The sequence below is a fragment of the Ensifer sp. 38_S197 genome, from assembly GCF_056924495.1.
The window spans coordinates 552,730-574,659 of sequence record NZ_JBXOVZ010000001.1; the positions used below are offsets into that span (position 1 = coordinate 552,730).

At 60.5% G+C, this 21,930-nt stretch carries 20 protein-coding genes; 7 read left to right on the plus strand and 13 right to left on the minus strand.

All coding sequences use genetic code 11. The features are described from left to right. Positions 1–77: 77 nt before the first annotated feature. Both AC1Z3V_RS02420 and AC1Z3V_RS02425 read right to left on the minus strand, forming a co-directional pair. Entirely contained in the window at positions 78–1,292 is a 1,215-nt protein-coding gene (locus AC1Z3V_RS02420) for a septal ring lytic transglycosylase RlpA family protein (protein ID WP_483497026.1), read from the minus strand. A 557-nt stretch (positions 1,293–1,849) separates the two neighbouring features. Further along, positions 1,850–3,961 carry a carboxy terminal-processing peptidase gene (locus AC1Z3V_RS02425; protein ID WP_483497027.1) on the minus strand — a complete coding sequence of 704 codons (2,112 nt, stop codon included), beginning with the start codon at positions 3,959–3,961 and terminating at the stop codon, positions 1,850–1,852. A 439-nt stretch (positions 3,962–4,400) separates the two neighbouring features. Here AC1Z3V_RS02425 and AC1Z3V_RS02430 point away from each other — a divergent pair, with 439 nt between their 5' ends. Continuing rightward, positions 4,401–6,518 (plus strand): oxidoreductase, encoded by a 2,118-nt coding sequence (locus AC1Z3V_RS02430; protein ID WP_483497028.1) that lies wholly within the window; start codon positions 4,401–4,403, stop codon positions 6,516–6,518. A gap of 220 nt (positions 6,519–6,738) precedes the next feature. Here AC1Z3V_RS02430 and AC1Z3V_RS02435 read toward each other — a convergent pair whose 3' ends face one another. Continuing rightward, positions 6,739–7,041 carry an alkylphosphonate utilization protein gene (locus AC1Z3V_RS02435; protein WP_173515036.1) on the minus strand — a complete coding sequence of 101 codons (303 nt, stop codon included), beginning with the start codon at positions 7,039–7,041 and terminating at the stop codon, positions 6,739–6,741. Positions 7,042–7,315: 274 nt separating this feature from the next. Here AC1Z3V_RS02435 and AC1Z3V_RS02440 point away from each other — a divergent pair, with 274 nt between their 5' ends. Continuing rightward, on the plus strand, positions 7,316–8,695 hold the full coding sequence (locus tag AC1Z3V_RS02440) for an enoyl ACP reductase FabMG family protein (RefSeq protein ID WP_483497029.1): 1,380 nt from the start codon (positions 7,316–7,318) through the stop codon (positions 8,693–8,695). A gap of 892 nt (positions 8,696–9,587) precedes the next feature. Here the strand turns inward: AC1Z3V_RS02440 and AC1Z3V_RS02445 are convergent. Beyond that, complete coding sequence (locus AC1Z3V_RS02445; protein ID WP_483497030.1) at positions 9,588–10,148, minus strand: TetR/AcrR family transcriptional regulator; 561 nt, start codon at positions 10,146–10,148, stop codon at positions 9,588–9,590. A gap of 3 nt (positions 10,149–10,151) precedes the next feature. Continuing rightward, entirely contained in the window at positions 10,152–10,496 is a 345-nt protein-coding gene (locus AC1Z3V_RS02450; RefSeq protein ID WP_483499521.1) for a DMT family transporter, read from the minus strand. 71 nt (positions 10,497–10,567) lie between these two features. Between AC1Z3V_RS02450 and AC1Z3V_RS02455 the strand changes: the two genes are divergently transcribed. Then, positions 10,568–10,771: an Lrp/AsnC ligand binding domain-containing protein gene (locus tag AC1Z3V_RS02455; RefSeq protein WP_483497031.1), complete on the plus strand. Its 204-nt coding sequence runs from the start codon at positions 10,568–10,570 to the stop codon at positions 10,769–10,771. A gap of 92 nt (positions 10,772–10,863) precedes the next feature. On the opposite strand, the gene AC1Z3V_RS02460 is transcribed toward AC1Z3V_RS02455, so the two are convergent. After that, the gene (locus AC1Z3V_RS02460; protein ID WP_483497032.1) at positions 10,864–11,508 is read right to left on the minus strand and encodes a glutathione S-transferase family protein; all 645 of its coding nucleotides are present in this window, start codon (positions 11,506–11,508) and stop codon (positions 10,864–10,866) included. A gap of 211 nt (positions 11,509–11,719) precedes the next feature. Here AC1Z3V_RS02460 and AC1Z3V_RS02465 point away from each other — a divergent pair, with 211 nt between their 5' ends. Continuing rightward, positions 11,720–11,968 carry a DUF982 domain-containing protein gene (locus AC1Z3V_RS02465; RefSeq protein WP_483497034.1) on the plus strand — a complete coding sequence of 83 codons (249 nt, stop codon included), beginning with the start codon at positions 11,720–11,722 and terminating at the stop codon, positions 11,966–11,968. 198 nt (positions 11,969–12,166) lie between these two features. Here the strand turns inward: AC1Z3V_RS02465 and AC1Z3V_RS02470 are convergent, their stop codons facing one another. The 7 genes from AC1Z3V_RS02470 to AC1Z3V_RS02500 form a co-directional block, all read right to left on the minus strand. After that, complete coding sequence (locus AC1Z3V_RS02470) at positions 12,167–13,213, minus strand: ABC transporter ATP-binding protein (protein ID WP_483497035.1); 1,047 nt, start codon at positions 13,211–13,213, stop codon at positions 12,167–12,169. A gap of 13 nt (positions 13,214–13,226) precedes the next feature. Continuing rightward, on the minus strand, positions 13,227–14,933 hold the full coding sequence (locus tag AC1Z3V_RS02475) for a GH32 C-terminal domain-containing protein (RefSeq protein WP_483497036.1): 1,707 nt from the start codon (positions 14,931–14,933) through the stop codon (positions 13,227–13,229). 2 nt (positions 14,934–14,935) lie between these two features. Further along, positions 14,936–15,829, minus strand: coding sequence for a carbohydrate ABC transporter permease (locus AC1Z3V_RS02480; RefSeq protein ID WP_483497037.1), 894 nt, complete (start codon positions 15,827–15,829; stop codon positions 14,936–14,938). Continuing rightward, the gene (locus tag AC1Z3V_RS02485) at positions 15,822–16,754 is read right to left on the minus strand and encodes a carbohydrate ABC transporter permease (protein WP_483497038.1); all 933 of its coding nucleotides are present in this window, start codon (positions 16,752–16,754) and stop codon (positions 15,822–15,824) included. Before AC1Z3V_RS02485 ends, AC1Z3V_RS02480 begins: the two co-directional genes overlap by 8 nt. 66 nt (positions 16,755–16,820) lie before the next feature. Beyond that, positions 16,821–18,113: an ABC transporter substrate-binding protein gene (locus AC1Z3V_RS02490; protein ID WP_483499523.1), complete on the minus strand. Its 1,293-nt coding sequence runs from the start codon at positions 18,111–18,113 to the stop codon at positions 16,821–16,823. A gap of 53 nt (positions 18,114–18,166) precedes the next feature. Beyond that, the gene (locus AC1Z3V_RS02495; RefSeq protein WP_483497039.1) at positions 18,167–19,165 is read right to left on the minus strand and encodes a LacI family DNA-binding transcriptional regulator; all 999 of its coding nucleotides are present in this window, start codon (positions 19,163–19,165) and stop codon (positions 18,167–18,169) included. Positions 19,166–19,508: 343 nt separating this feature from the next. After that, complete coding sequence (locus AC1Z3V_RS02500; RefSeq protein ID WP_483497040.1) at positions 19,509–19,646, minus strand: hypothetical protein; 138 nt, start codon at positions 19,644–19,646, stop codon at positions 19,509–19,511. Positions 19,647–19,742: 96 nt separating this feature from the next. Here AC1Z3V_RS02500 and nuoH point away from each other — a divergent pair, with 96 nt between their 5' ends. The 3 genes from nuoH (at position 19,743) to AC1Z3V_RS02515 (ending at position 21,903) form a co-directional block, all read left to right on the plus strand. Continuing rightward, complete coding sequence (gene nuoH / locus AC1Z3V_RS02505) at positions 19,743–20,729, plus strand: NADH-quinone oxidoreductase subunit NuoH (protein ID WP_483497041.1); 987 nt, start codon at positions 19,743–19,745, stop codon at positions 20,727–20,729. A gap of 131 nt (positions 20,730–20,860) precedes the next feature. After that, the gene (locus tag AC1Z3V_RS02510; protein ID WP_429810382.1) at positions 20,861–21,427 is read left to right on the plus strand and encodes an NADH-quinone oxidoreductase subunit I; all 567 of its coding nucleotides are present in this window, start codon (positions 20,861–20,863) and stop codon (positions 21,425–21,427) included. 35 nt (positions 21,428–21,462) lie between these two features. Beyond that, positions 21,463–21,903, plus strand: a complete 441-nt coding sequence (locus AC1Z3V_RS02515) for a CBS domain-containing protein (RefSeq protein WP_429810384.1) — start codon at positions 21,463–21,465, stop codon at positions 21,901–21,903. Positions 21,904–21,930 lie beyond the last annotated feature (27 nt).

The window sequence follows — 21,930 nt, forward strand, 5'->3', positions numbered from 1 at the left end:
CGGTGTTGTTTTCCCTGAGAACCTATCGGCGCGCGTGTTGCCGCGCGAGGACGCGAGCACTTTGGTTGTGCAAGGCCTTAGAAATTCTGTCTAGTTTTCGCCACAATTCGCAGAGTTTTTTGCCTGCGAGCCTTGTACGGGTCAGCCCGGTCACGTCGCCGGGCAGGCCGTATACGCCGAACCCGTCCACATGCACCGCGTCCCTTTGAGCGCCTGGAAAGACGCGCGGCGCTTCGTGACCATGACGGCTTCCCTCGCCAGCGGTAGCCGCTCAGCGGGTGCTTTCTCGAAATCACGCCGACCAGGCGCCCGTTGCGATTGCCCGCCGGCAGCGGGAGAACCCCGCACTTGTCGCGCTCAGCGTGACTGCTCTGCTGCTCCTCCAGGCAATATTTGACATCAAACGTCACCACATCGCGAACGCTTGCGGCGCCGCTCGCCGGCCGCTCAAAGGTCACGTGGCCGATCTCGGCGAACATCACGAATTGCGCGGATGTCTGGAACGCAGATACGACGTCGATCCCTGCCCCGTAGGAGGGGCTCAGCCTATTGTCGACGAGGTCCCTCTTTGCAGACCAGAGCGGTCGGCTATGCCTCTGCAAATGGTCGTCCGCAGACCTCATCGAAGCCACCATCACGCCGGTTGCGTTCGGGAGGCTCCGACGAATGTCGGGGAAGTGATCGCGTTTCCTGACGTAGGAGGCCATGAGGTAGGGCGCATCATGTCCGTCCAAGCGGGCGCGGCCCACATACTGCACCCGAACCCGGGCGGTGCCACGGTGTTTCAGGTCCAGCATCTCCGCTGCCCTCCTGGAAACGTCGATGATGCGGCCCTGACGAAACGGACCGCGATCGTTGACGCGCAGGATGAGCGAAGAACCGTTGTCGAGATTCGTCACCCGCACGTAGCTGGGCAAGGGAAGGGTCGGGTGCGCCGCAGAAAGGTGACCCGGGCTATAAACCTCGCCGTTTGCGGTCAAGCGCCCACGAAAGGCCGAGCCGTACCAGGAGGCGACTCCATTCTTGTCGTAGATTGGATCCTCCTTCGGAAAATAGCGCTTGCCTTTCATCCGATAGGGCTTGCCGATAGTGTAGCGACCATCGCCCTTGCGAATGTGCTTGCTGTGGGGGGCTCGTGGGCTCACCTCCACACTGTAAACCTTCGCGGAATATCCTTTGATGTGGTAACCGTCCGGGGCTTGCGTGATCGTGCAGGTGGCGCAGCAGGCGCAGACCATTACGATCGAGAGGCATCGCGCGCCTCTGACGGCCTTACCGACATCGATAACCATCTTTCCTACGCTGGCGACGGCCTTTCGCGCATCCGCGAGATCTCTCGACACGAAGGTTCATGCTGATTGCACACTCGAAGCCAGAGCGAGCGATAGACTGAAAGGCAGCCGAAGCATGCGTCGACGCATTGTCGAATCCGGGAGCGCGCCATTGATTCGCTCCATCCGTGATACAGTCGCCAAATCGGGTCTGATGGCGAAAGTTCCATTGGGACGCACGAATTTTGCGCTATCCTCTTGCCTGGATGGCAGCCGGGAACGCCAGCCGCGGATGCGACTGCACCTTCACCTGAACGCAAAAGGCGGCGGCCATGGCGCGAGACTGGTTTGCCGCAGACGGGATTGGTACTTCGCCCGCAGCCGCTTGTAAAAAACAGGCCTAGGCCTCGTTGACGGGCGGCCGCTCCCCTCCGCTTTTGACGATCGTTCGCGCCGAAGACACCCGCCGATTTCGCGAAGGCGGTGCACATCTCGCCGCCTTGAAATTCTCCAGGCTGCTACGAAGAGCGAAGACAGGATCGCAAGCCGAGCATTGTTTCGGCGCAGGCCGGGTCTGACTATTTCCCGCCTGCATTTCCCGATTGTTTGGCCTTCAGCCTTCCTTCCTGCAAGTCCGCCTCATCGGCAAGAATGGCGGCAGCCTCGTCCAGCAAGACATCCTTTGCATTCTTGCGGGCATTCTCAATGGCAAGCTCAGCACTCAGGCTGCGCTCGTTTGCATTGAGGCCATCGTCTTCGCCAGCATCGTCGCCATCGCTTGCTTGCGCTCGAGACTTGAACCGTTTTTCTCGGGCGGTCATTTCTTTACGGCGTTCGGCTTCGTTGAGGGAGATAGTCCCTTTCTCGCGTTCCGCTTTCATGTCCGCAATGTCCTTCAACAGGCGTTGGAAGTCCGGATCGCTCTCAACCCGCGCATCATGGCGGTTTTGCAGTTTCGGAAGCAGCGCCGCTACACTGTCTGCCGGCGCATATTTCGCGGGCTTGATCTGCGTCCACGGCAGAGCATTGTCATAGCTAGTCTCGCCAAACCGTGTCGGATCAGAAAGTCCCGGCAAATTGATATCAGGCGTCACACCGCGCAACTGCGTCGTACCGCCGTCGATCCGGAAAAACTGGGCAATCGTCACTTTCAGCTGGCCGAATTCGGGTTTGCTGTTGCGAACCAGCTGGTCGAGGTCCACGACCGTTTGAACGGTGCCCTTGCCGAAACTGGGTTCGCCTATGATCACGCCTCGACCGTAATCCTGGATGGCCGCGGCAAAAATCTCCGAAGCCGACGCCGACCCGCGGTTGATCAGAACACCCACAGGGCCGGTCCAGACGGGCGCCGGAAAGTCCGCACTTGTTACCGCGACCTTTCCGTCGCTGCCGCGCTGCTGAACGACCGGCCCCTTGCCGATGAACAAGCCGGTCAATTCGATCGCCTCGTCCAGTGAGCCGCCGCCATTGTTGCGCACGTCGATAAGAACGCTGTCGACTTGTTCCTGCTTCAGTTCGTCGAGAAGCTTTCCGACATCACGGCTTGCGCTTCTAAAGTTCTTGTCTCCTTTGTGCCGGGCTTCAAAATCCTCGTAGAATGCCGGCAGAGTGATCACCCCGACCTTGCGCGTGGTCTCGCCCACTTTCACAGGCAGCACCCGCTTCTGGGCCGCCTGCTTTTCGAGGCTGATTTTGTCACGCACCAGGGTCACCACGCGATGGGTGGCATCTGCTCCGGCATCCGCCGGTAGGATGTCCAAGCGTACGACGGATCCCTTTTTCCCGCGTATCATTTGCACGACTTCATCAAGGCGCGTGCCCACCACTTCTTTTATGGGCCCATCCTTGCCCTGGCCAACGCCGGTAATGCGGTCTCCGACCGCAAGCTTGCCGGACAATTGCGCCGGCCCTCCAGGCACGAGCTCACGGATGGTCGTGTAATCGTCGCGTTCCTGCAGAACCGCTCCGATTCCGACCAGCGAAAGCTTCATGGCGATATTGAAATCGGCCGAAGCGGCGGCGCCGAAGTAGTCCGTGTGCGGGTCGACCGACGTCGTGTAGGCGTTCATGAACGACTGGAAGACGTCATCGCTCTTATACTTGTAGGCACGATCGAGAGCGTTTGTGTATCGTTTGGCGAGCGTCTCGCGAATAGCCGCATCGTTCTTGCCGCCCAGTTTCAACCGCAACCAGTCGCTTTTTACGCGTTTGCGCCAAAGCTCATTGCTCTCGGCCTCCGATTGCGGCCAAGGCGCGGTGTCGCGCATCACGGAATAGCTCTCCTGCGCGCTGAAATCGAAGTCTTGCTTAAGCAAGTCGCGCGCGTAGCTCATGCGGTCGACAACGCGCTTCCCATAGGCGTTGAAGATCTCAAACGGGATCGACAGATCTTTCTGCTTGATAGCGTCGTCGATCTCGCTGCGCTTAGACATGAACCTGTCGATGTCCGCCTGCAGGAAGAGCACGCGGTCCGGATCGAGTGATTTGATGAACCGATCCATGATCGTGGCCGACAAGGCGTCGTCGAGCGCAACCGGCTTGTAGCTGAAACGCGTAAGAAACTTCGCACTCAGTTGGGCAGCTTGTGCCTGTTGCTTAACCGGCTCCAAAACTGGCGGAGGAGCAACTTCGGCATAGGCGGACTGCACGAGTGCAAGAAATGCACCAAGGAAGACGTGTGATATGCGCATTCAGCGTTGACCCAATTCTTAAATGCCGAGTGTCGATGCCAATCTAGGTGAAACAATTATGGTTTTTTGGCAACCGGGTGGATCATATGCGGCAGCGAGTGTTCGACGCACGCGCGCCAAACGCGCCATTAAGTCCGACATCGCAACCGAAACTCTTCATCGGAGGAGCGCGGTTTCCTGCTGCTGCAGGCAGACTTGAACTAGCGCGACAGTTCCCTCGCCCGCGAGACAGGTTGCATGCTTTCCCGGCCACGTATGAAGAACACGCCGCCTGTGCCGGGATCATGACGAAGCGAAATGACATCAAAACAATTTGCCATTGAAGAAACTATACAATTGTATAGCAATGATCTTGCGAGGCGGTCGCGCCCGGTTAATCTGGGCTCGCCACGCTTTGCGGCCGGCCACCGAAAACAAATTCTTATTCATGGTAGTGACGATGTCCCGAGACCCCCGCTTCGACATTCTCTTTGAACCCGTCAAGATCGGCCCCGTCACGGCGCGCAACCGCTTCTACCAGGTGCCGCACTGTTCCGGCATGGGCTACCGATATCCGAACGCGGAGGCGCAACTGCGCGGTATGAAGGCCGAGGGTGGCTGGGCAGTCGTCTCTACCCAGGAGGCGGAAATCCATCCAACCTCCGACCTGACGCCAGCCAACGAAGCGCGCCTTTGGGACGAGGGCGACCTGCCCGCACTCTCCGCAGTCACCGAGCGCATCCATCACCACGGCAGCCTGGCGGCCATCCAGCTCGTCCATAACGGTTTGCATGTCGCCAACCGTTACAGCCGGATGATCCCGCTTGCCCCGTCGCACGCCATCACCGACAGCCTCGACCCCGTCCAGGCGCGCGCCATGGATAAGACCGATATTGCAGACATGCGCCGCTGGTATCGCAACGCCGCATTGCGTGCCAAGAAAGCCGGTTTCGACATCATCTATGTCTATGCCGGTCATGACATGAGCGTGCTGCAGCACTTCCTGTCGCGCCGCCATAACCAGCGCAGTGACGAGTATGGCGGCTCCTTCGAAAACCGGCTGCGGCTGTTCCGGGAGATTATGCAGGATACGCGCGAAGCGGTCGGCGATACCTGTGCGCTCGCCGTGCGCCTCGCAGTCGACGAATTGATGGGCCCCTCCGGCATCACCAGTGAAGGAGAAGGCAAGGACATCATCTCGGCGCTCGCCGATCTCCCCGACCTCTGGGACGTCAACCTTTCCGACTGGTCCAACGACAGCCAAACGGCGCGCTTCTCCGAGGAAGGTTACCAGGAGCCCTATACCCGTTTCGTCAAGTCCGTCACGACCAAGCCGGTGGTCGGCGTCGGGCGCTATACCTCGCCGGACAGCATGGTGCGGGTGATCCGCCAGGGCATTCTCGACTTCATCGGTGCGGCACGGCCGTCGATCGCCGATCCTTACCTGCCGAAGAAGATCGAGGAGGGACGCCTCGACGATATCCGCGAATGCATCGGCTGCAATATCTGCGCGTCCGGCGACAATACCAACGTGCCGATGCGCTGCACGCAGAATCCGACGATCGGCGAAGAGTGGCGCAAGGGCTGGCACCCGGAAATCATAGCGCAGTCACAGGCGCCCGAGCCGGCGCTCATCATCGGTGGTGGCCCGGCCGGCCTCGAAGCTGCGCGGGTTCTTGCTCAGCGCGGCGTCGACGTCGTGCTCGCGGAAGGAAGCGGAGAATGGGGTGGTCGGGTCGCGCGCGAATGTCGCCTGCCTGGACTTGCGACCTGGGGCCGTGTGCGCGACTGGCGCGTCAGTCAGCTAAGCACGCAAGCGAATGCCCAACTCTACCTGCACAGCCCGCTGAGCGCCGACGACGTTCTGCAATACGGCATGCCTCACGTCGCGATTGCCACCGGCGCGCGCTGGCGATGCGACGGCGTCGGCCGCACGCACCGGCAGCCCCTCGACTTCCTTTCGCAGGGCGCTCTCGTTTCGCCCGATGCCCTTCTTGTCGATCGCGCCGCGGCCGTGTCCGTCGACGGTCCGGTCGTAATCTTCGATGACGATTGCTTCTACATGGGCAGTGTGCTTGCTGAGCTGCTGGCCAGGGCTGGCCGAACCGTAACGTTCGTGACGCCAGAATCTCAGGTGTCACCGTGGAGCAAGAACACGCTCGAACAGGGACGTGTGCAAAGGCGTCTCATCGAGCTTGGCGTGGACATCATTCCGGCCATGGGACTTTCCGGCCGCACGAAGGACCGGCTCGAGCTTGCCTGCGTCTACAGCGGAAAGACGCGACAGATCGACTGCGGCACACTCGTTCCGGTCACCGCACGGCTGCCCGATGAAACCTTGTGGCATGAGCTGAAAGCGCGCGAATCGGAATGGGCCGATGCCGGCATCAAGACCGTTGTCCGGCTAGGCGACTGCCTGGCACCCGGCCTCATCGCTGCCGCCGTCTATTCGGGCCACGAATATGCCCGAACCTACCAGGAGCACGTCGACAGGGACATGGTCCCCTTCCGGCGCGAAGACATTGCAACGCTTCACGGCAGGCTTGGCGAGATTGGAAGCGTCGCTACGCCAAGATAGGATCTGAGCACTGGCGACGATCCGCCCCTGCGGTCCGTGCATGCAGTCCGGGAGTGCGAACCGCGTCCTACCGGTCGATGTCCAGAGCGCCAATCCAAACGACCGTGTCGCGGCGCTCGCAGGACGAGCGCCGACTTTCAGAATCTACCGGAAGGAATTGGCCGGTTGGCAGCAAAACGGCGCCGCGGTCACGCTACAGCAAAACGCCGAAAGGCATCGCTCAGCGCTTGCGGACGAACTCGGTACGCAGCACAAGACCCTTGATCGTATCGTGGCGGCAGTCGACCTCTTCCGGGTTGTCCGTGAGCCGGATCGACTTGATGACCGTTCCCTGCTTGAGCGTCTGGCCGGCGCCCTTGACCTTCAGGTCCTTGATCAGGACGACGGAGTCGCCGTCTGCGAGAACGTTGCCCGATGCATCGCGTACTTCCGCGGCCTTTGCCTTTTCTGCAGCGATTTCGGAGGCAGGTCGCCACTCGCCTGTTGCCTCGTCATACACATAGTCGTCGTTCTGATCGCTCATTTCTTCCCTGCATCGTATCGAATTGCGCCGTGACCCTTCGTCATGCGGACGGCTCCAACCGGAGCGGCTGGTGAGAGCCTCTACATCGAATGCAGCGCCGAGGCAAATCTCGGCTGAGTTGGCGTCAGATACCGGGGAAGCTCTTCCGCGACTTCACGTTTTGAAATGAACGGTCATTTAAAATGACTTCCTATTGCGGGCCATTGTGGTCATGTGACGATCAAAGTTCGTCTGACCCACCGCTCGACGACCAACGGACCTAAGAGCTGACCGCATGGAAAACCCGATCGCATTGAACCGCCTTGCCGAAAACAACGTCTTTCGCAAAGGAGATGTTTTCGTCCTCTTCGGCGAACTGTTCGGTCGCGGATACGCGACTGGCCTGCTCGACGAGGCCCGGCGGGTTGGAATGGAGATCGTGGGGATCACGGTCGGACGGCGCGACGAGAACAATGCGCTGCGCCCTCTTAACGCCGAGGAACTCTCTGCCGCCGAAAGCCGACTGGGCGGCAAGATTATCAACATCCCCCTGATGGCCGGCTTCGACCTCGACGCCCCGGCAGGCGGCCCAACTCCGACCGACCTTCTCGCGGACATGACGCTGGAGAGCTGGCAAGACGACAGGCTCGACTGGGACTACATCAAGCAGTGCCGGGAGCTCGCGACTGCGCGGTTCACGGATTCGCTCAAACAGGTCATGACCGTCCTCGGCGGAATGATTGCCGACGGCCGCAACGTCTTTTTCGCCCATACGATGGCAGGCGGCATCCCGAAAGCGAAGGTCTTCCTGGTCATCGCCAATCGAATCTACAAGGGGCGCGGCGCCCGCCACATGTCGTCGCAAGCCCTGCTCGACAGCGACATGGGCAGGCTCATTCTCCAGAATTTCGACGAAGTTTCCGCGATCACCTTCCGACATCTCATCGACTTCAGCACGGCAATCCGGGAGCGCATCGAGGCATCGGGCGGCCAGGTCCGCTATACGGCCTACGGCTACCACGGAACGGCAGTCCTGATTGACGGGAGCTACCGTTGGCAGACCTACACCAACTACACCCAAGGCTATGCCAAGATGCGGCTCGAAGGCATCGCGCAGGAAGCTTGGGCGGCGGGTATCAAGGCCACCGTCTACAACTGCCCCGAGATCCGGACCAATTCGTCCGACGTCTTCACGGGCATCGAGCTTCCCCTGATACCGCTGCTGCTTGCGTTGCAGAAGGAGAACGGCGGCCAGTGGGCAGAGTACCAGTGGCAGGTCTGCCAGCAGCTTCTGGCAGACGGCTTCACGATGCAGGATGTGTTCCAGAAGATTACCGATATGCAGGCCAACGAAGTCATGCGTCCGTTTTACGACTTCTCGGCCTGGCCCATGGCGAACAGTCAGGCACAGTCCGACCTGACCATCGGCACGTCCAATGAGATCACACAGATGCATCGCGACAGCAAGGTGATGATCAGCGACCACCTGAGTGCTCTCGTGGTGGAGGCGACGGGGAAGCTGATTTTCGGCGCCTCTTCAGAACCGTCCGGCCCCGTCCAGTGGCTCAACCACGATATCGTGGCGCGCCGGCTCAACGCTTCCCACCTGCAATGGGAGCCTTCGGGTCCATCGAATGCGCAAGAGGCGAAGGATACTCAGGTCGAGATGGCCTGATACCTTCCCAGCCTGGATCGGACGCCGATATCTCTCAGGAGGCTTCAAGAGCCCGAGATTGCGCCTATTGCGGCAGTCTTCGCTTTGGCCTGTGCTCATGATCGGTATGATCCACTTCGTCAGGATGTCCCGACAAGATAGTTGTCCCTGAAGATCGGAGACGACTTCTCCATCGATTCCGGCGGGTGTTTCCATGGATTGCGCCGGCCGCGTGCATGATCCCTGCGCGCTACTTCGGAATGATTAAAGACCAGCCTCCTCTACCTGATGTAGAATCAGGGACTTCTAAAATACTGGAGGAGTGCAATATGCCGAAGAGTACCCTGTGCGTCTTAACGGCGCTGACCCTCTCCACATGTGCCGTTGCCCATGCGGAAACGAGTACTGGACAGATTGCGGGCCACAAATTTAGAACCGCGGAGAATTGCGAGCGCCAGGCGCCTGTCGGCAAGTTCGATCAAAAATGCGACATCCCGGCTGCCGGGTGGCGTGGAGCCGAGGGCATTTGGCTCCCCAATGTTTCCCAAGGTGCCGGGTAAACAAGCACCAAATCACAAGCGTCATCGCGCGTTGAGGGAAGTCCCGATAAACGCGGCTTTGCGATGAGCTTTGGCGGTTCGGCCCTGCACTTCAGTACTCCGCAGTATCCGGGCTGGCGGCTCGCGATTGGGATCGGTGAAAGGCGGCGCTCACTTACGCGAAGCCGCGGTTTTCGCCCGGGGCCGCTTCAACGCAATCGCTGGGAACGCGGGCGGCTCCAGTAATTTTAGGCCTTCGCCTTCGGGCGGGCACCTGCACGATTTGGGCGCAGTCGACGCGTCGGGACGAATGGCCCAGTATTTGCGCAGGTGTGGATCCGCGGCTTAGATCTGATCCAGGGAAGTCGCCGGAATCAACGGGGCTTGACGGTCAGCGACAGCAAGTGCTCCCTCAACGCATCAAGCTCGAGCCCGCCGACTTTTGAATCGGCGGTCACGTAGGAGAGCCATGCGCCGTCGGCCGCCAGCCGGACCACGTGAAGGGTTAGGTCGTCATCCGTGGCTCTGTGCCGCTCCAATCTTTCGCCGAACCATTCGACCCACCGGCGGCGCAGCACCGAATCGCTTATCACCGCCACGAACAGGGTCGACCATGGGGTTTCGAAGCCAAATGCGTTTCCGACAAACACAGATTTCACATAGGCGCGCGTGAAGCTTCCGTAAGGGACCGGATCCTCCGCGACAGATGAATCTATTTCCGCGTCGAGTTTCTCAAGTAGCGCGTCGACCATGCCGTCCAGCAGTGCCTGTTTCGACGGGAAATGGTGGAACAGCCCTCCCTTCGTGACCCCGGCACTATCGGCGACGGCCTGCACCGTGACGCCGGAAATTCCCTGATCCGCAGCGATCTTCGCAGCGCATTCGAGCAAGGCACGCTGCACCTGTTCCGGCTGCTTCTTTCGACTGTAGCTCATCGCCTAGTGCACCGCCGTCTGCGAGAACAGGTTGATCACGAAGACGCCAGAAACGATCAAGGCGATGCCGACGACAGCGGCGAAATCGAGAGCCTGCCTGAATATCACATAGCTGACCGTCGCCGTCAGGATGATGCCGGCCCCGCCCCAGATGGCGTAAGCAATGCTCAACGGGATTGCCTTGATCGCGTGCGTCAGGGAATAGAACGACCCGGCATAGAGCGCCACCATCGCAAGCGTCGGCCACAGGCGCGTAAACTGCACGGACTTCTGCAAGAATACAGATCCTGCGACCTCCAGGATGATTGCGAGCCCCAAAGCCGCATAAGCGAAGACGGCGGAGTTCATGGCCTGCCCCTTTTCTAACCCGATGGCGACAAACATACCGCGCGGTCGGTATCTTTGCAAGAGGTCGTTCTTTGCCGGGCATCCTCGAGACCTATCTCGGCAAACCGGAGATCGATCACAAGTTCGAGCGGGCGATCCAGGCTATTCCCCTGCCTGTCTGGTGTTGGTCGGTCGGGGGCAGCGTCGACCATGTCCTGAAGATGGTTACCCCAGACATCGGCGCCTACTCAGCGCGTGACCGACACACCTTGCGACAGGGAAGTATCGCGCGCTGACATCGTCACCGAGACCGTCTGGGAGCCGGTGGCGCCGTATCAATGTTGAGGACCGAAGGCCCTGGGGGCACCCTTTCAACGCGCTCGCTGGCTTAAATCGTGTCGAAGTTGCGCACCCATAGTTCGCGCAAGTCGCGATCCGCGTCGACACGCAGCGCTATGCTGAGCAGCTTTGGGCAGTTTGCCGCCAGCCAGTCACGTCCCGGTCGCCAGCGCGTCATCGCCGCAATCCAGATGTCAAGCGCCGAGAACGGCTCTCCGAGGGCCCATGGCGCAGGTGCAATCTCGTCCTCCCACTGTCGCCACAAGTCCATGCGGCGTTCGAGCACTCGGCGCCGCAACTCGTCAGGCATGCTCGGAGCCCAGCGTTCCGGGTAGTCAGCGTAGGTGAAGGTCCCATACAGGGCAGTCACGAGCCAGATCAGACGACGGAGAAAGACAGGACGAAGTGGGTCCCTTACCGGCGGTGCAAGTCCGGCTTCCGGATAGGTCTCCGCAAGATGAAGGAGTATGGCCGCGCTCTCCGTCATCACCGTGCCATCGGGAAGTACGAGCACCGGCACCTGTGCGAGCGGGTTGACGGCGAGAAGACGGTCCCGGGCCGGGCCGGGCTTATCGAACCCCGTGACGTCCTCGAGCGTATAACGCAGTCGCGCGCGCACCAGCACCGCTTCGACAAGAACCGAGCCCCAGCCCGGAACGCCGTAGAGGCGGTAATGTGCTTGCGTATCGGCCATCGTCATTTTCCTCACAGCGCAAGGTGCCATTTTGATCGCCGCCCCGCAAGGTTGTGCCGGAAAATGCTCGAGCTTCCAGAATGGTTCAAACATCGGCGCACGCCAGGATTGAGATCAGAAGCGGGTCGCGATCGAACTGCTGATCCTCTCCGCGTGACCAAGGAACAAATTTCCAGGCCAGGCGTTCTGCGCCGAACCGGAGGTCACGCAAATGCAAGCTATGATTTGGGATCACCCCGTCAGGGTTGGCGAGAAAGGCGAGCGCTACATCAACGGGCCACAGGATGCGCTGCAATATCTCAGCGAAATGCCGCAAGGCGGATGGTTCTACGAGCGGGCAAGAAATCGCTGCCATGCTGCCCTGGAGCGCGGCGACGAGCTTCAGCTCTCGCGGAAAGCCTTCATTGGCGCGGCTATCGAATCGTCGTTCCCGATCTCGGACGACGACGTTCCATCCTGAGGCGCAACCTGATCGCGCGAACGCCCCCGTCCTTGCATTGAAGCAGCCCCCCTTCGATCATGCACGTGACCTGAGCCCGCAGCCACACGGGTACCGCCGACTGCCGCGGGCCCTCTCGCCTGCCGCCCACGCTATTGAACGCTTTGGGCCAGAACCGCGCCTAGGGACAAACGCGGTATGGCTGGAGGTCCCGGCGGGTCAATTGATCCGCGTGCCATCGGCGGCGAACAGATGGATCTTGTCAGTCTTTGGAGCGATGTGGATCTGCTGATCGGGTTCGAGGTCCACCCGGCGATGCAGTACGATCCCGGCCATCTGCGTGCCGATCCGGACCGAAAGATGGGTTTCTGCCCCCGTCGGTTCGACCGTGAGCACCGTTGCCGGGACTCCCGTTTCGGCAAGGTCGAGGTCTTCCGGGCGGATGCCGTAGGTGCGGGCGGCGCTGTTGCCGATGGGAGCCGGCAGCGGCAAAAAGAGCCCGTCCTCGATACGGAAGCCACCGTCGCTCATGGCGCCCTCAAAGAGGTTCATCGCTGGTGATCCGATGAAGGTGGCAACGAAGGTATTGCCAGGGCGATCGTAAAGCTCGAGCGGCTTGCCGATCTGCTCTATACGGCCGGCGCGCATGACGACGATCTTGTCGGCCATGGTCATCGCCTCGATCTGATCGTGCGTGACGTAGACGATGGTCGTCCCCAACCGTCGGTGCAGGTCCTTGATCTCGCTACGCATGGTTACACGCAGCTTCGCATCGAGGTTCGACAGTGGCTCATCGAATAGAAACACTTTCGGATGACGCACAATAGCGCGCCCCATGGCGACGCGCTGGCGCTGGCCGCCGGAAAGCTGCTTCGGTAGACGGTCGAGCAACGGTTCGAGGGCAAGGATGCCGGCAGCCTCGTTCACGAGCTTGTCGATCGTCGCCTTGTCGCGGCCCTGGAGTTTCAAGGCGAAACCCATGTTCTCCGCGACCGTCATATGTGGATAGAGCGCGTAGCTCTGGAACACCATGGCAATGTCCCGTTCCTTTGGCGCCACCTCGTTGACGACGCGCCCGTCGATACGGATCTCACCGCCGCTGATATCCTCCAGGCCGGCCAGCATGCGCAGAAGCGTGGACTTGCCGCATCCCGAGGGTCCAACGAGCGTGACGAACTCACCGTCCTCGATATCCACGGAAACGCCGTGGATGACGGAGGCTGCACCAAATTGTTTCAGAACGCGATCGATCGCTACCGATGCCATTTTTCTTCCTCCCTCAAAGCTTGAGTTGCCAGATTTTTGCGCTCACCTCGGCAGCGGTCAGCGTTGCCGAACGCGCCGCGGAGAATCCGGGGATGCGCTTGGTGCCCGTCCAGCGCCCGTTGTCGGCGAAAACTTCGATGGAGCCAGCGTCAAGGAAGATGCGCAACTGCGAAGGTTTGGCACCGGTCGCGAGATAGCGCGGAGGCGCCTTCCCAGTACCGGCATCGAAGACGACCGCCAGGCCATCGCCATCAAGCTTCACGCCGAGTTCGACGTCCGGATGATCGAAAGTGAGCGCAAACGCGGCACCGGGCTTGGGCAGCGAGAGCACGATCTCGACCGCGCCGTTGCCGAGCGGAACAGTCTCGCCGGCGCCAAGCGCCGTTTCATCGAGCAGCATGTGGCGGAGGCTCTCGGCCGCTGCGACAGGCGGCGTCAGGATAGCGTCCCCATCGAGAAGTACACGACGCGGCAGGGTCATGGCCGTCGGAAAATCGTCCTTCTTGGAAAAGTCAGTCCAGTTGGCGAGCCAGGCAATGCCGACCGGCTCGCCGCCATCGACGAAGGCCTGGAAGGCATAGGCGTCAGAGCCGAAATCCAGTTCCTGCTCGAACTGTGCCGTGAAAGCGCGGCCATCGAAGCGACCGACAGTGACGGAGGTGAGGTTGCGACGTCCGGTGGCGGGGTCCCGGCTTGTGAGCAACCCGAAGATCAGCGCCCAGCGGGTATCCGGGTCTTCGGCTCTGCCGCCGACCGGCACCATGCAGGGGCATTCCGCCGCGGTCATACCGAAACGGTCCTCGCGATGAATAATGTCAAGGAACGTCCAGCCAGCGGCACCGTCGGGGTCTGTCGTCTCATAGAGCAGGACGACGCCGCCCGCCCTGTCGCGGCTGCCGAGCAGCATCTTCCAGCGGCCGTCCGGCCCCTTGAACACATAAGGGTCGCGGAAATCGGTGGTGAGGTTCAGGCCATCCGGACGCACTGGCAGGACCACTTCTGACGGGCCGGCGACGATACCGTCGCGGCTGAGGGCGGAAAGCTGGATCTGTTCTTCCGGCTCGCGGTCACGGACATGCTCGGTGTAGAAGACACGGATCTCCTCCCCCTTTGCGCAGGAAATGGGGATGGCCGACCCGGAGAAGGCGCCGCCGCGGCCGTCGTCGGTCTCTGAAAGGTGGTCTGCCGGGAAGAGGAACATCGGCAGGTGCCTCCAGCGGATGAAATCCTTTGAGACGGCATGGCCCCAGTGCATGGTGTTCCAGCGCAGGCCGTGCGGATAGTGCTGGTAGAAGAGATGACCGCGGCCGCCAAATCGGCCAAAGCCGTTCGGGTCGTTCATCCAACCGAAGGGCGGCCGGAAGTGATATCCGGCCGGCAGTTGCGGCGGTGCCGTGCGGGCATCATGGAAGAGCACTCGGATCCCCTCCTCCAGCACCATCTGCGGATGAAAGGCATAGGCGGCGGAAACGGCCGTGGTGGTGGTGTCACAGGCGAGTACCGTGTGCCCGCCTGCCCCCAGCGCGACCGCGAAGAATTCGAACTCGGCGGCGCGATGGGTCGACGGAGAGGCAATGTCATTGCCGTCAACTGTGACGAAGAGCTTCGCTTCGCTGCCAGCCGCGCGCGCCTTCAACCAGAGATGCAACACCGTCCCGGCAGGGAGGTCCGCCTCTATGATTTCAAGTGCGGCGCTCACGGGTTTTGCTTGGAGAGTCATAGTCAACCTTTCACGGCAGAGCCGACGAACGAGCTTACGAACCAACGTTGGAATGCGAGGTAGAGGATGAGGACGGGGATCATCATCAGGACGGACGCGGCCATGGCGCGGTCCCAGTAGATGCTGTCCTGTCCGAAGAAGGTTGCAATCGCGACGGCAATCGGCCTTGCATAGTCGGTCTGGGTGACGAGCGTCGGCCAGAGATACTGGTTCCAGCTTTCGATCCCCATGAGGATCGAAACCGTCGCAAGCGCCGGCAGACTGAGCGGCATGTAGATCGATCGATAGATGCGAAAGATCGAGGCCCCGTCCATTTCTGCGGCTTCGTAGAGTTCCTTCGGCAGTTGCGCGAAGAACTGATAGAAAAGGAAGACGTAGAGCGGGCTCGCCACCCAAGGCAGAATCTGTACGGCGAAAGTATCCGTCAAACCCGCCCGTGACATCATGACGACGAGGGGCATGATGATGCTTTCTTGCGGGATGACATAGAGCGCGACGACAAGCGCGAGCAGGATGGCTTTGCCGCGCAGTGAACCCCAAGCCAGCACGAAGCCTGCCATGGAATTGATGATCAGTCCGGAAACGACCGTGACGACGAGGATCACCAATGAATTGAAGAGATAACGGCCATAGGCGAGTTCGCCGGAGAAATTGGCGATCTCCCTATAGTTCGAGAGCGTCGGATCATTCACCCAGAAGGCTCGGAAGCTGCCCATGTCGGCGAGGATGCGGAAGCGATCATCCTTGAGGCTGGCGATCAGCAGCATGAAGAGCGGCGAGATCATCACCAGCGCGATAATGAAGATGCAACCCGTCTGGACGATACGCAGGCCGGTCTTGCTGTTGCCCCGGGATATGGCCAGCGGGGCGGGCTGGCTGAGCACGAGATCAGACATCGAAGCGCCTCAGGAGTTTGCGCTGGAGAAGCGCGATCAGGAGAACGATGACGAACAGGATGACGGAGACGGCGGACGCGTAACCGAGCTTCTGTTCCTCGAAACCGGCGCGCACCATGTAGTGCACCACGGTTTCCGTGCTTTCCTTCGGCCCACCCTGGGTGAGGATCGCCACCTGGGTGTAGAGCTTGAAGGCCTGGATCGTGGTGATGACCAGCACGAAAACATGGGTGGGGCGCAGCCCCGGCATGGTGACGTGCCAGAACCGGCGGAGCGCGCTTGCCCCGTCGATGCGGGCGGCGTCGTAAAGCTCTTCCGGAATGCCCTGCAGGCCGGCGAGGTAGATGATCATCTGGAAGCCATAGGCCTGCCAGGCGGAGAGCAACACGATCGAGAACATCGCCCAATTCGGGTCGCCAAGCCAATCGATCGGCTGGATCGCACCGCCGGAAAGGAAACCAACGATCTGATTGAGAGGACCGCTCGGATACTGGAACAGCGTGCCCCAGATCACGCAAACCACCACCATGGAAGTGATCGCCGGCAGGAAGAACATGCCGCGCAAAAGATTGCGCATCGGCAGCTTCTGGTGCAGCAGCAGCGCTGTCAGGAAAGCAAGGCCGCATTGAACGGGCAGCACCCAGACCGTGAAGCGTGTGACGTTCCAGAGCGACGTCCAGAACAGCGGGTCGGTGAAGACCCGCTGAAAGTTCAGGAGGCCGACGAAGCGCACCGGCGTCGGACGCGGCACGAGCGGTTGGTTGGTCATCGCCGTCCAGAAGGACAGAAGGAACGGCGTGATCAGGAAGGTTGCGAGCAGCAGTACGGCGGGCGCGATCATGGCAACTTCCTGCCAGAACCGCTGCCGGTCGTGTCGCCTGCCCGTGCGCGGAATGACCGGCGCGGACGTCTGTTGCAAAGTCATGGTCTCCTCCTCAATCCTCCCGAGTGGCTGCGAGGCCGGCCAACTCACCGGCCCCGCGAAAGCGCCTTAGTGCTGTTCGTCGAAGGGCGGATAGCCAGCGTTGTCCTCGATATCCTGGTCGATTTTCTTGGCTGCCGCCGTCAGGGCTTCCTGCGCGTCGCCACCGTTGAAGATCTTGTCGACCGCCTGCATGAAGGCCGAGGTAATCGTCGGGTAGGCCGGGTGCGGCGGACGCGCGACTGCCGTCTTCGAGGCCTGCTCGAAGGCCACTGCAAGCGGTCCGCCTTCTGCGTAGAGTGGCGATTCCGCCGCGAAGCTCTTGAGGCCCGGATAGGCCGACTGGGTCTTGGCGTAGTCGCGGTATTCCTTGTCCTTCAAGAGGAAACTCAGGAACTTACCGGCGGCCTCAGGATTTTCGGACGTCGCCGAAATGCCCCAGATCCAGGTACCATTGGGGCTGACGCCCTTGTCGCCGATCTTCGGCAGCGGCATGACGACGATATTGTCCTTCATCGCCGCGGCCGCCTCGGCGTAGAACCAGTGCCCGCCCATCGCGAGGGCAGCCGGCTGACCTTCGGCATAGAACTGGTTGGTGCCGGACGACGTGGGAACGACCCAGCCATTTTTCACCCAGGTTTGCATCATGGTGAGCGCCTTGACGCAGGCTTCGCTGTCGAGCGTGCCGCTCGCCGTCCAGGTCTTGCGATCGATCAGATCGCAGCCGGCGCTTTCGAGGAGCGGGCCGTAAGCATAGGTAATCCATTCTGTCTTGATGCCGTAACCGCGAAACGTGTCGATCGGCCACTTCACGCCTTCGAGCTTGGAGAGTTTCTCGAGATAGCCTTCGAACTCCTCGCGCGTCCAAGCGTCATCGACGGATTTTGGAATGCGTGCGCCGATGGCCTCCAGGTACTTCTTGTTGCCATAGAGGACGACCGAGGAATCGGTGAGGCCGATCGCATAGAGATCCTTGTCGATCGGATAGGTACCCTGCGAAATGTTCGAACTCGTCATGTCATCGAGGAGATCCTGATCAACGAGCGGCTTGATCGGCTGCAGGTAACCAGACCAGACGTAGTTCGCCAGGAACGGCGCGTCGAGTTCCATTACGTCCGGAAGCTGCTTGGCCATCACCGCGGCGCTGAACTTTTCATTATAGGCGTCGTGCGGTGCGTAGATCATCTCGACGTCGATATCCGGATTTGCCTCCTCGAAACGTTTGGCGACATCGCCGTAGGCTTTCACCCAGCCCGGATCGCCCTGGTGCATGACATGAATGACACTCTTTGCCTCGGCCATACCGGCAGCGCCAAGAAGCGCCGCAGTGGCAAGAAGCGTGCTAAGTAAACGATTACCCAATTGCGCAGTCATGAAAGTTCTCCTCCGTTTGAATGCGATTGAAACGCTGATTCCTAGACTGATGCCCGTTCGACCAGATGGAAGGGCAATTTCCGCAGATGCGGCGGTTCAGGTTGCCCAGCCAGAAGGATCTCCATGGCGAGGCGCCCCATGGCGCGGTGCGGCAGGGCCATCGTGGTCAATGGCGGATCCAGCCGGGAGGCAAGTTCGACCTGGTTGTCAAAACTCGCCACTGCAATGTCGTCAGGAATGCGGCAGCCAGCGCGGGCAAGCGCCGCATAGACTTCCATTGCCACGCGATCGTTGCCGCACAGTATGGCGTCCGGCTCTTGACCGGAAGCAAGCAGCGCGTCCACATGCGAAGCGACAAGACTTGGCGCGCGGTCGCTATAGACGCTGCGGCGCACCGCCGGGAACACACCGAGTGGCTCAATGCCCGCCTCCTCCAGCGCATCGCGAAAGCCCTTCTCGCGCAGCGTGCCAGCGAGAATGCCGGGCAGATTGATGAAGGCGATGCGGCGTCGACCGGCGGCCACCAGATAGCGGATGATTTCGCGTGCTCCACCCTCTTCGTCGGGCACCAGCGACGTCACCCGCCCGGCAGCCTCGCGGCAATTGATCATCACGCCGACTGCGCCGGCCAGTGTCCCGGGCAAATCAACGTCCTTGTGGTACATGGCGGCGTAGGCGACGGCGCGCGGCCGGAATTGCTGCACTTCATCGAGCACCGAGCCGATCGACTGTCCGGTGCTGTGATTGACCGCGAAGACGGCCATACCGGCACTGCGGGCCGCGCCGTCCAATCCCCGAACGATCTCGGTGGCGAACGGCGAGGTAATCAGCCCATCGGAAACGACGCCGACGAGCGGCAGCCACCCCTGCCGGACACCACGAGCGGCGAGGTTCGTGACATAGCCAAGTTCCTCGGCAATCGCCTTGACCTTCTGGCGTGTTTCATCCGACATGCGGGCGGAGCCGCCATGCAATGCGCCGGAAACCGTCTTCACCGAGACGCCCGCACGCTCCGCAATGTCAGAAAGCGAGATTGTCACCTTGGCTCTTTCTGTTGGGTTATCGATTACCCAATAATCCAAACATATGGTCATTGTCAAGCACCACGCACGGAACCGACGGGCTTTGAACGTATCTGTCGCCGCTGGGCTCGATACCTATGACGAGGCGGCGGCGTGAAGGAAGAAAAACCAAAGCCGACGGCCCCCCAAGAGCATGACCGCGACGAGCGGCAATAGGCTCGCTCGACGGGTTCGGCTTTCACCGTCAAGCACACGACCGGAAACGCCCGCTTGTCCACGGCCGCCGTTTCGTGAGAAAATCGAAAAAGCTAGAAGTGCCCGAAGCCCTCAACGGGGAAGTTGGGCCAACTCCAGTCGCGTATCAGCCTGCCAGCCACAGCGCCGCGCGTCTTATCAGACGCGCAAAGGCCGCTGTAGCATTTTGAATTGCTGCATGTTTTTGTCCTTTAATCGGGACGATTAAAAGAAACATGCAGTAGAGCGCGTCGCGATACTTCAAGTTCGCTTCTTGCGCTTTGAGTTTTTGATATTCCGCATGTCGTAGGCGCAAAACCGTTGCACACGTTGCGCGACATGCTCAAGGTGGCCGCGGAACATGGAAGTTCTCTTCGCCCTTGGCCTGATCGCCATCAAGATCGCATTGCTGATCGCAATGCTGCTTCTCCTGCCTTTGCCTTTGACCTGGCTGGAACGCAAGATTGCCGGCCACATGCAACAGCGGATGGGTCCCATGCGCGTCGGGTGGCATGGGCTGCTGCAGCCCGTGGCAGACGGGATCAAGCTCCTGACGAAAGAAGACCACATTCCCGCAGAGGCCGACCGTTTCCTGTTCAAACTGGCGCCAATCCTGGCGCTCGCGCCACCCTTTGTCGTCTTCGTCGCCATTCCCTTCGGCGAGACCATCTCAGTGCTCAATGCCAAGATCACGCTCTACGTTTCCAACCTGAACGTGGCACTGCTCTTTGTGTTCGCGGTGATCGGGCTGGAAGTCTATGGGGTCATCTTCGGAGGCTGGGCCGCCAACAGCAAATACGCGGTCCTGGGAAGTCTCAGGACCTGCGCCCAGATGATCAGCTACGAAATCCCCATGGGTTTCGCGGTCATCGGCGTCGTCATGCTGGCACAGTCGATGAGCCTCGTGGATATCGTGCGCGCCCAAAGTGATCTCTGGAACATCGTCTATCAGCCGATCGGGTTTTTCGTTTTCTTCGTCGCGGGACTGGCCGAAGCGCAGCGCATTCCCTTCGACCTGGCTGAGGCGGAAGGGGATCTCGGCGCCGGGTTCCACACCGAGTACAGCGGTATCCGGTTCGCGTTCTTCATGGTCAGCGAATATGTCATCGTGCTTTTGGTATCGGTCCTCTCCGTCATCCTGTTTTTCGGCGGCTGGAACGGCGTCTTGATCCCATTGCCACCACTTCTGTGGTTTGCCCTCAAGGTGGCATTCTTCATTTACGTATTTATGTGGTTCCGCTTCACCTTGCCCCGCTATCGTTATGACCAACTGATGGCGATCGGATGGAAGGTCTTGCTTCCTCTGTCGATGGCGAACATAATTATCACTGGTATTGCTTTTACTTAGGAGCCGTTGCGGCTTCTCCGCGTACTTCCCCGGATCGGTGTCGATCCCAGGAAAGAACGTGCAGCAATCGAAGGGACTACAGCGACCCTCCTGCGGTGGAATAACGCACGCCGCTGTAGAACGACGCAACGATGTCACGCGTAGTCGACAGAGCTGGAACATGGATCGGCTGGGCCCTTTTTGGCGATCTGGCAAAAGCCTTCATGCTGACCTTTGGCTATATGTTCTCCAAGCCCGTGACCATGCAGTATCCGGATAAGGAGAAGTGGCTCCCCTACTCGCGCTATCGCGGCCATCACTTCTTGAAACGCGATGAAGAGGGCGAGATCAAATGCGTCGCGTGCGAACTATGCGCTCGCATCTGCCCCTGCGATTGCATCGAGGTCGTCCCCTACGAGGACGAAAACGGCAACCGCCACCCGGCAAAATTCGAGATCGACACGGCTCGGTGCCTGTTTTGCGGCCTATGCGAGGACGCCTGCCCGGCGGACGCCATCGCGCTTGGCCAGCAGTATGAGTTCTCGAGTTTCTCGTCACGCGACCTCGTGATCGGACGTGACGATCTGCTTGGCAAACCTGGAAAAGCAATGACCGGCGGTGGCGTCGTGGCCGCACGTCTGAATACAGAAGAGGACGTGCTGGTCGAGACGAGCGAGCCGCATGGCTACAACTGGTGGCGCAACATCCGGCGAACGTGAAGGATTGAACCGGGGCGCGAAGATAGGAGGCTCAGATGTTTGTCGGTGAAATCGTGAAGGACAAGGGCGTCGGCGTGATCGCAGTCGCTCCCGACCAGACGATGGTGGAGGTCCTGCGGCTCTTTCGTGACAACAATATCGGCTTCGTGGTCGTCAGCCACGCGCCCGGAAGGTATCTCGGCACGTTGTCGGAGCGGGATTGCTGCAACGCGCTTGCGGAATACGGACCCGAGGCGGCGCTGATGCCGGTTGCCGACATCATGAACCGCAATGTGGCGATCTGTTCGGCTCTCGATGGCCTGCCCCTGGTAATGTCGATCATGACCCAGCGGCGGACGCGTCATGTGCTGGTGATGGAAGAGGACGCCATCGTCGGCGTCGTCAGCATCGGCGACGTGGTCAAGCATCGGCTGGACGAAGCGCAGCGCACGGAGCGGCACCTACACGAATACATTGCCGGGGCCGGCTATCATTGATGAAGCTTCGCGCTGGCTGGATGAAGA

Bases quoted from the DNA above. Each gene is read 5' to 3' on its own strand.
- AC1Z3V_RS02435 (WP_173515036.1), bottom strand. From the start codon at position 7,041: ATGAGCGATCAGAACGACGACTATGTGTATGACGAGGCAACAGGCGAG.
- AC1Z3V_RS02480 (WP_483497037.1), bottom strand. From the start codon at position 15,829: ATGTCTGATCTCGTGCTCAGCCAGCCCGCCCCGCTGGCCATATCCCGG.
- AC1Z3V_RS02420 (WP_483497026.1), bottom strand. From the start codon at position 1,292: ATGGTTATCGATGTCGGTAAGGCCGTCAGAGGCGCGCGATGCCTCTCG.
- AC1Z3V_RS02440 (WP_483497029.1), top strand. From the start codon at position 7,316: ATGGAAAACCCGATCGCATTGAACCGCCTTGCCGAAAACAACGTCTTT.
- AC1Z3V_RS02485 (WP_483497038.1), bottom strand. From the start codon at position 16,754: ATGACTTTGCAACAGACGTCCGCGCCGGTCATTCCGCGCACGGGCAGG.
- AC1Z3V_RS02450 (WP_483499521.1), bottom strand. From the start codon at position 10,496: ATGAACTCCGCCGTCTTCGCTTATGCGGCTTTGGGGCTCGCAATCATC.
- nuoH (WP_483497041.1), top strand. From the start codon at position 19,743: ATGGAAGTTCTCTTCGCCCTTGGCCTGATCGCCATCAAGATCGCATTG.
- AC1Z3V_RS02475 (WP_483497036.1), bottom strand. From the start codon at position 14,933: ATGACTCTCCAAGCAAAACCCGTGAGCGCCGCACTTGAAATCATAGAG.
- AC1Z3V_RS02465 (WP_483497034.1), top strand. From the start codon at position 11,720: ATGCAAGCTATGATTTGGGATCACCCCGTCAGGGTTGGCGAGAAAGGC.
- AC1Z3V_RS02430 (WP_483497028.1), top strand. From the start codon at position 4,401: ATGTCCCGAGACCCCCGCTTCGACATTCTCTTTGAACCCGTCAAGATC.
- AC1Z3V_RS02510 (WP_429810382.1), top strand. From the start codon at position 20,861: ATGTCACGCGTAGTCGACAGAGCTGGAACATGGATCGGCTGGGCCCTT.
- AC1Z3V_RS02425 (WP_483497027.1), bottom strand. From the start codon at position 3,961: ATGCGCATATCACACGTCTTCCTTGGTGCATTTCTTGCACTCGTGCAG.
- AC1Z3V_RS02445 (WP_483497030.1), bottom strand. From the start codon at position 10,148: ATGAGCTACAGTCGAAAGAAGCAGCCGGAACAGGTGCAGCGTGCCTTG.
- AC1Z3V_RS02515 (WP_429810384.1), top strand. From the start codon at position 21,463: ATGTTTGTCGGTGAAATCGTGAAGGACAAGGGCGTCGGCGTGATCGCA.
- AC1Z3V_RS02470 (WP_483497035.1), bottom strand. From the start codon at position 13,213: ATGGCATCGGTAGCGATCGATCGCGTTCTGAAACAATTTGGTGCAGCC.
- AC1Z3V_RS02460 (WP_483497032.1), bottom strand. From the start codon at position 11,508: ATGGCCGATACGCAAGCACATTACCGCCTCTACGGCGTTCCGGGCTGG.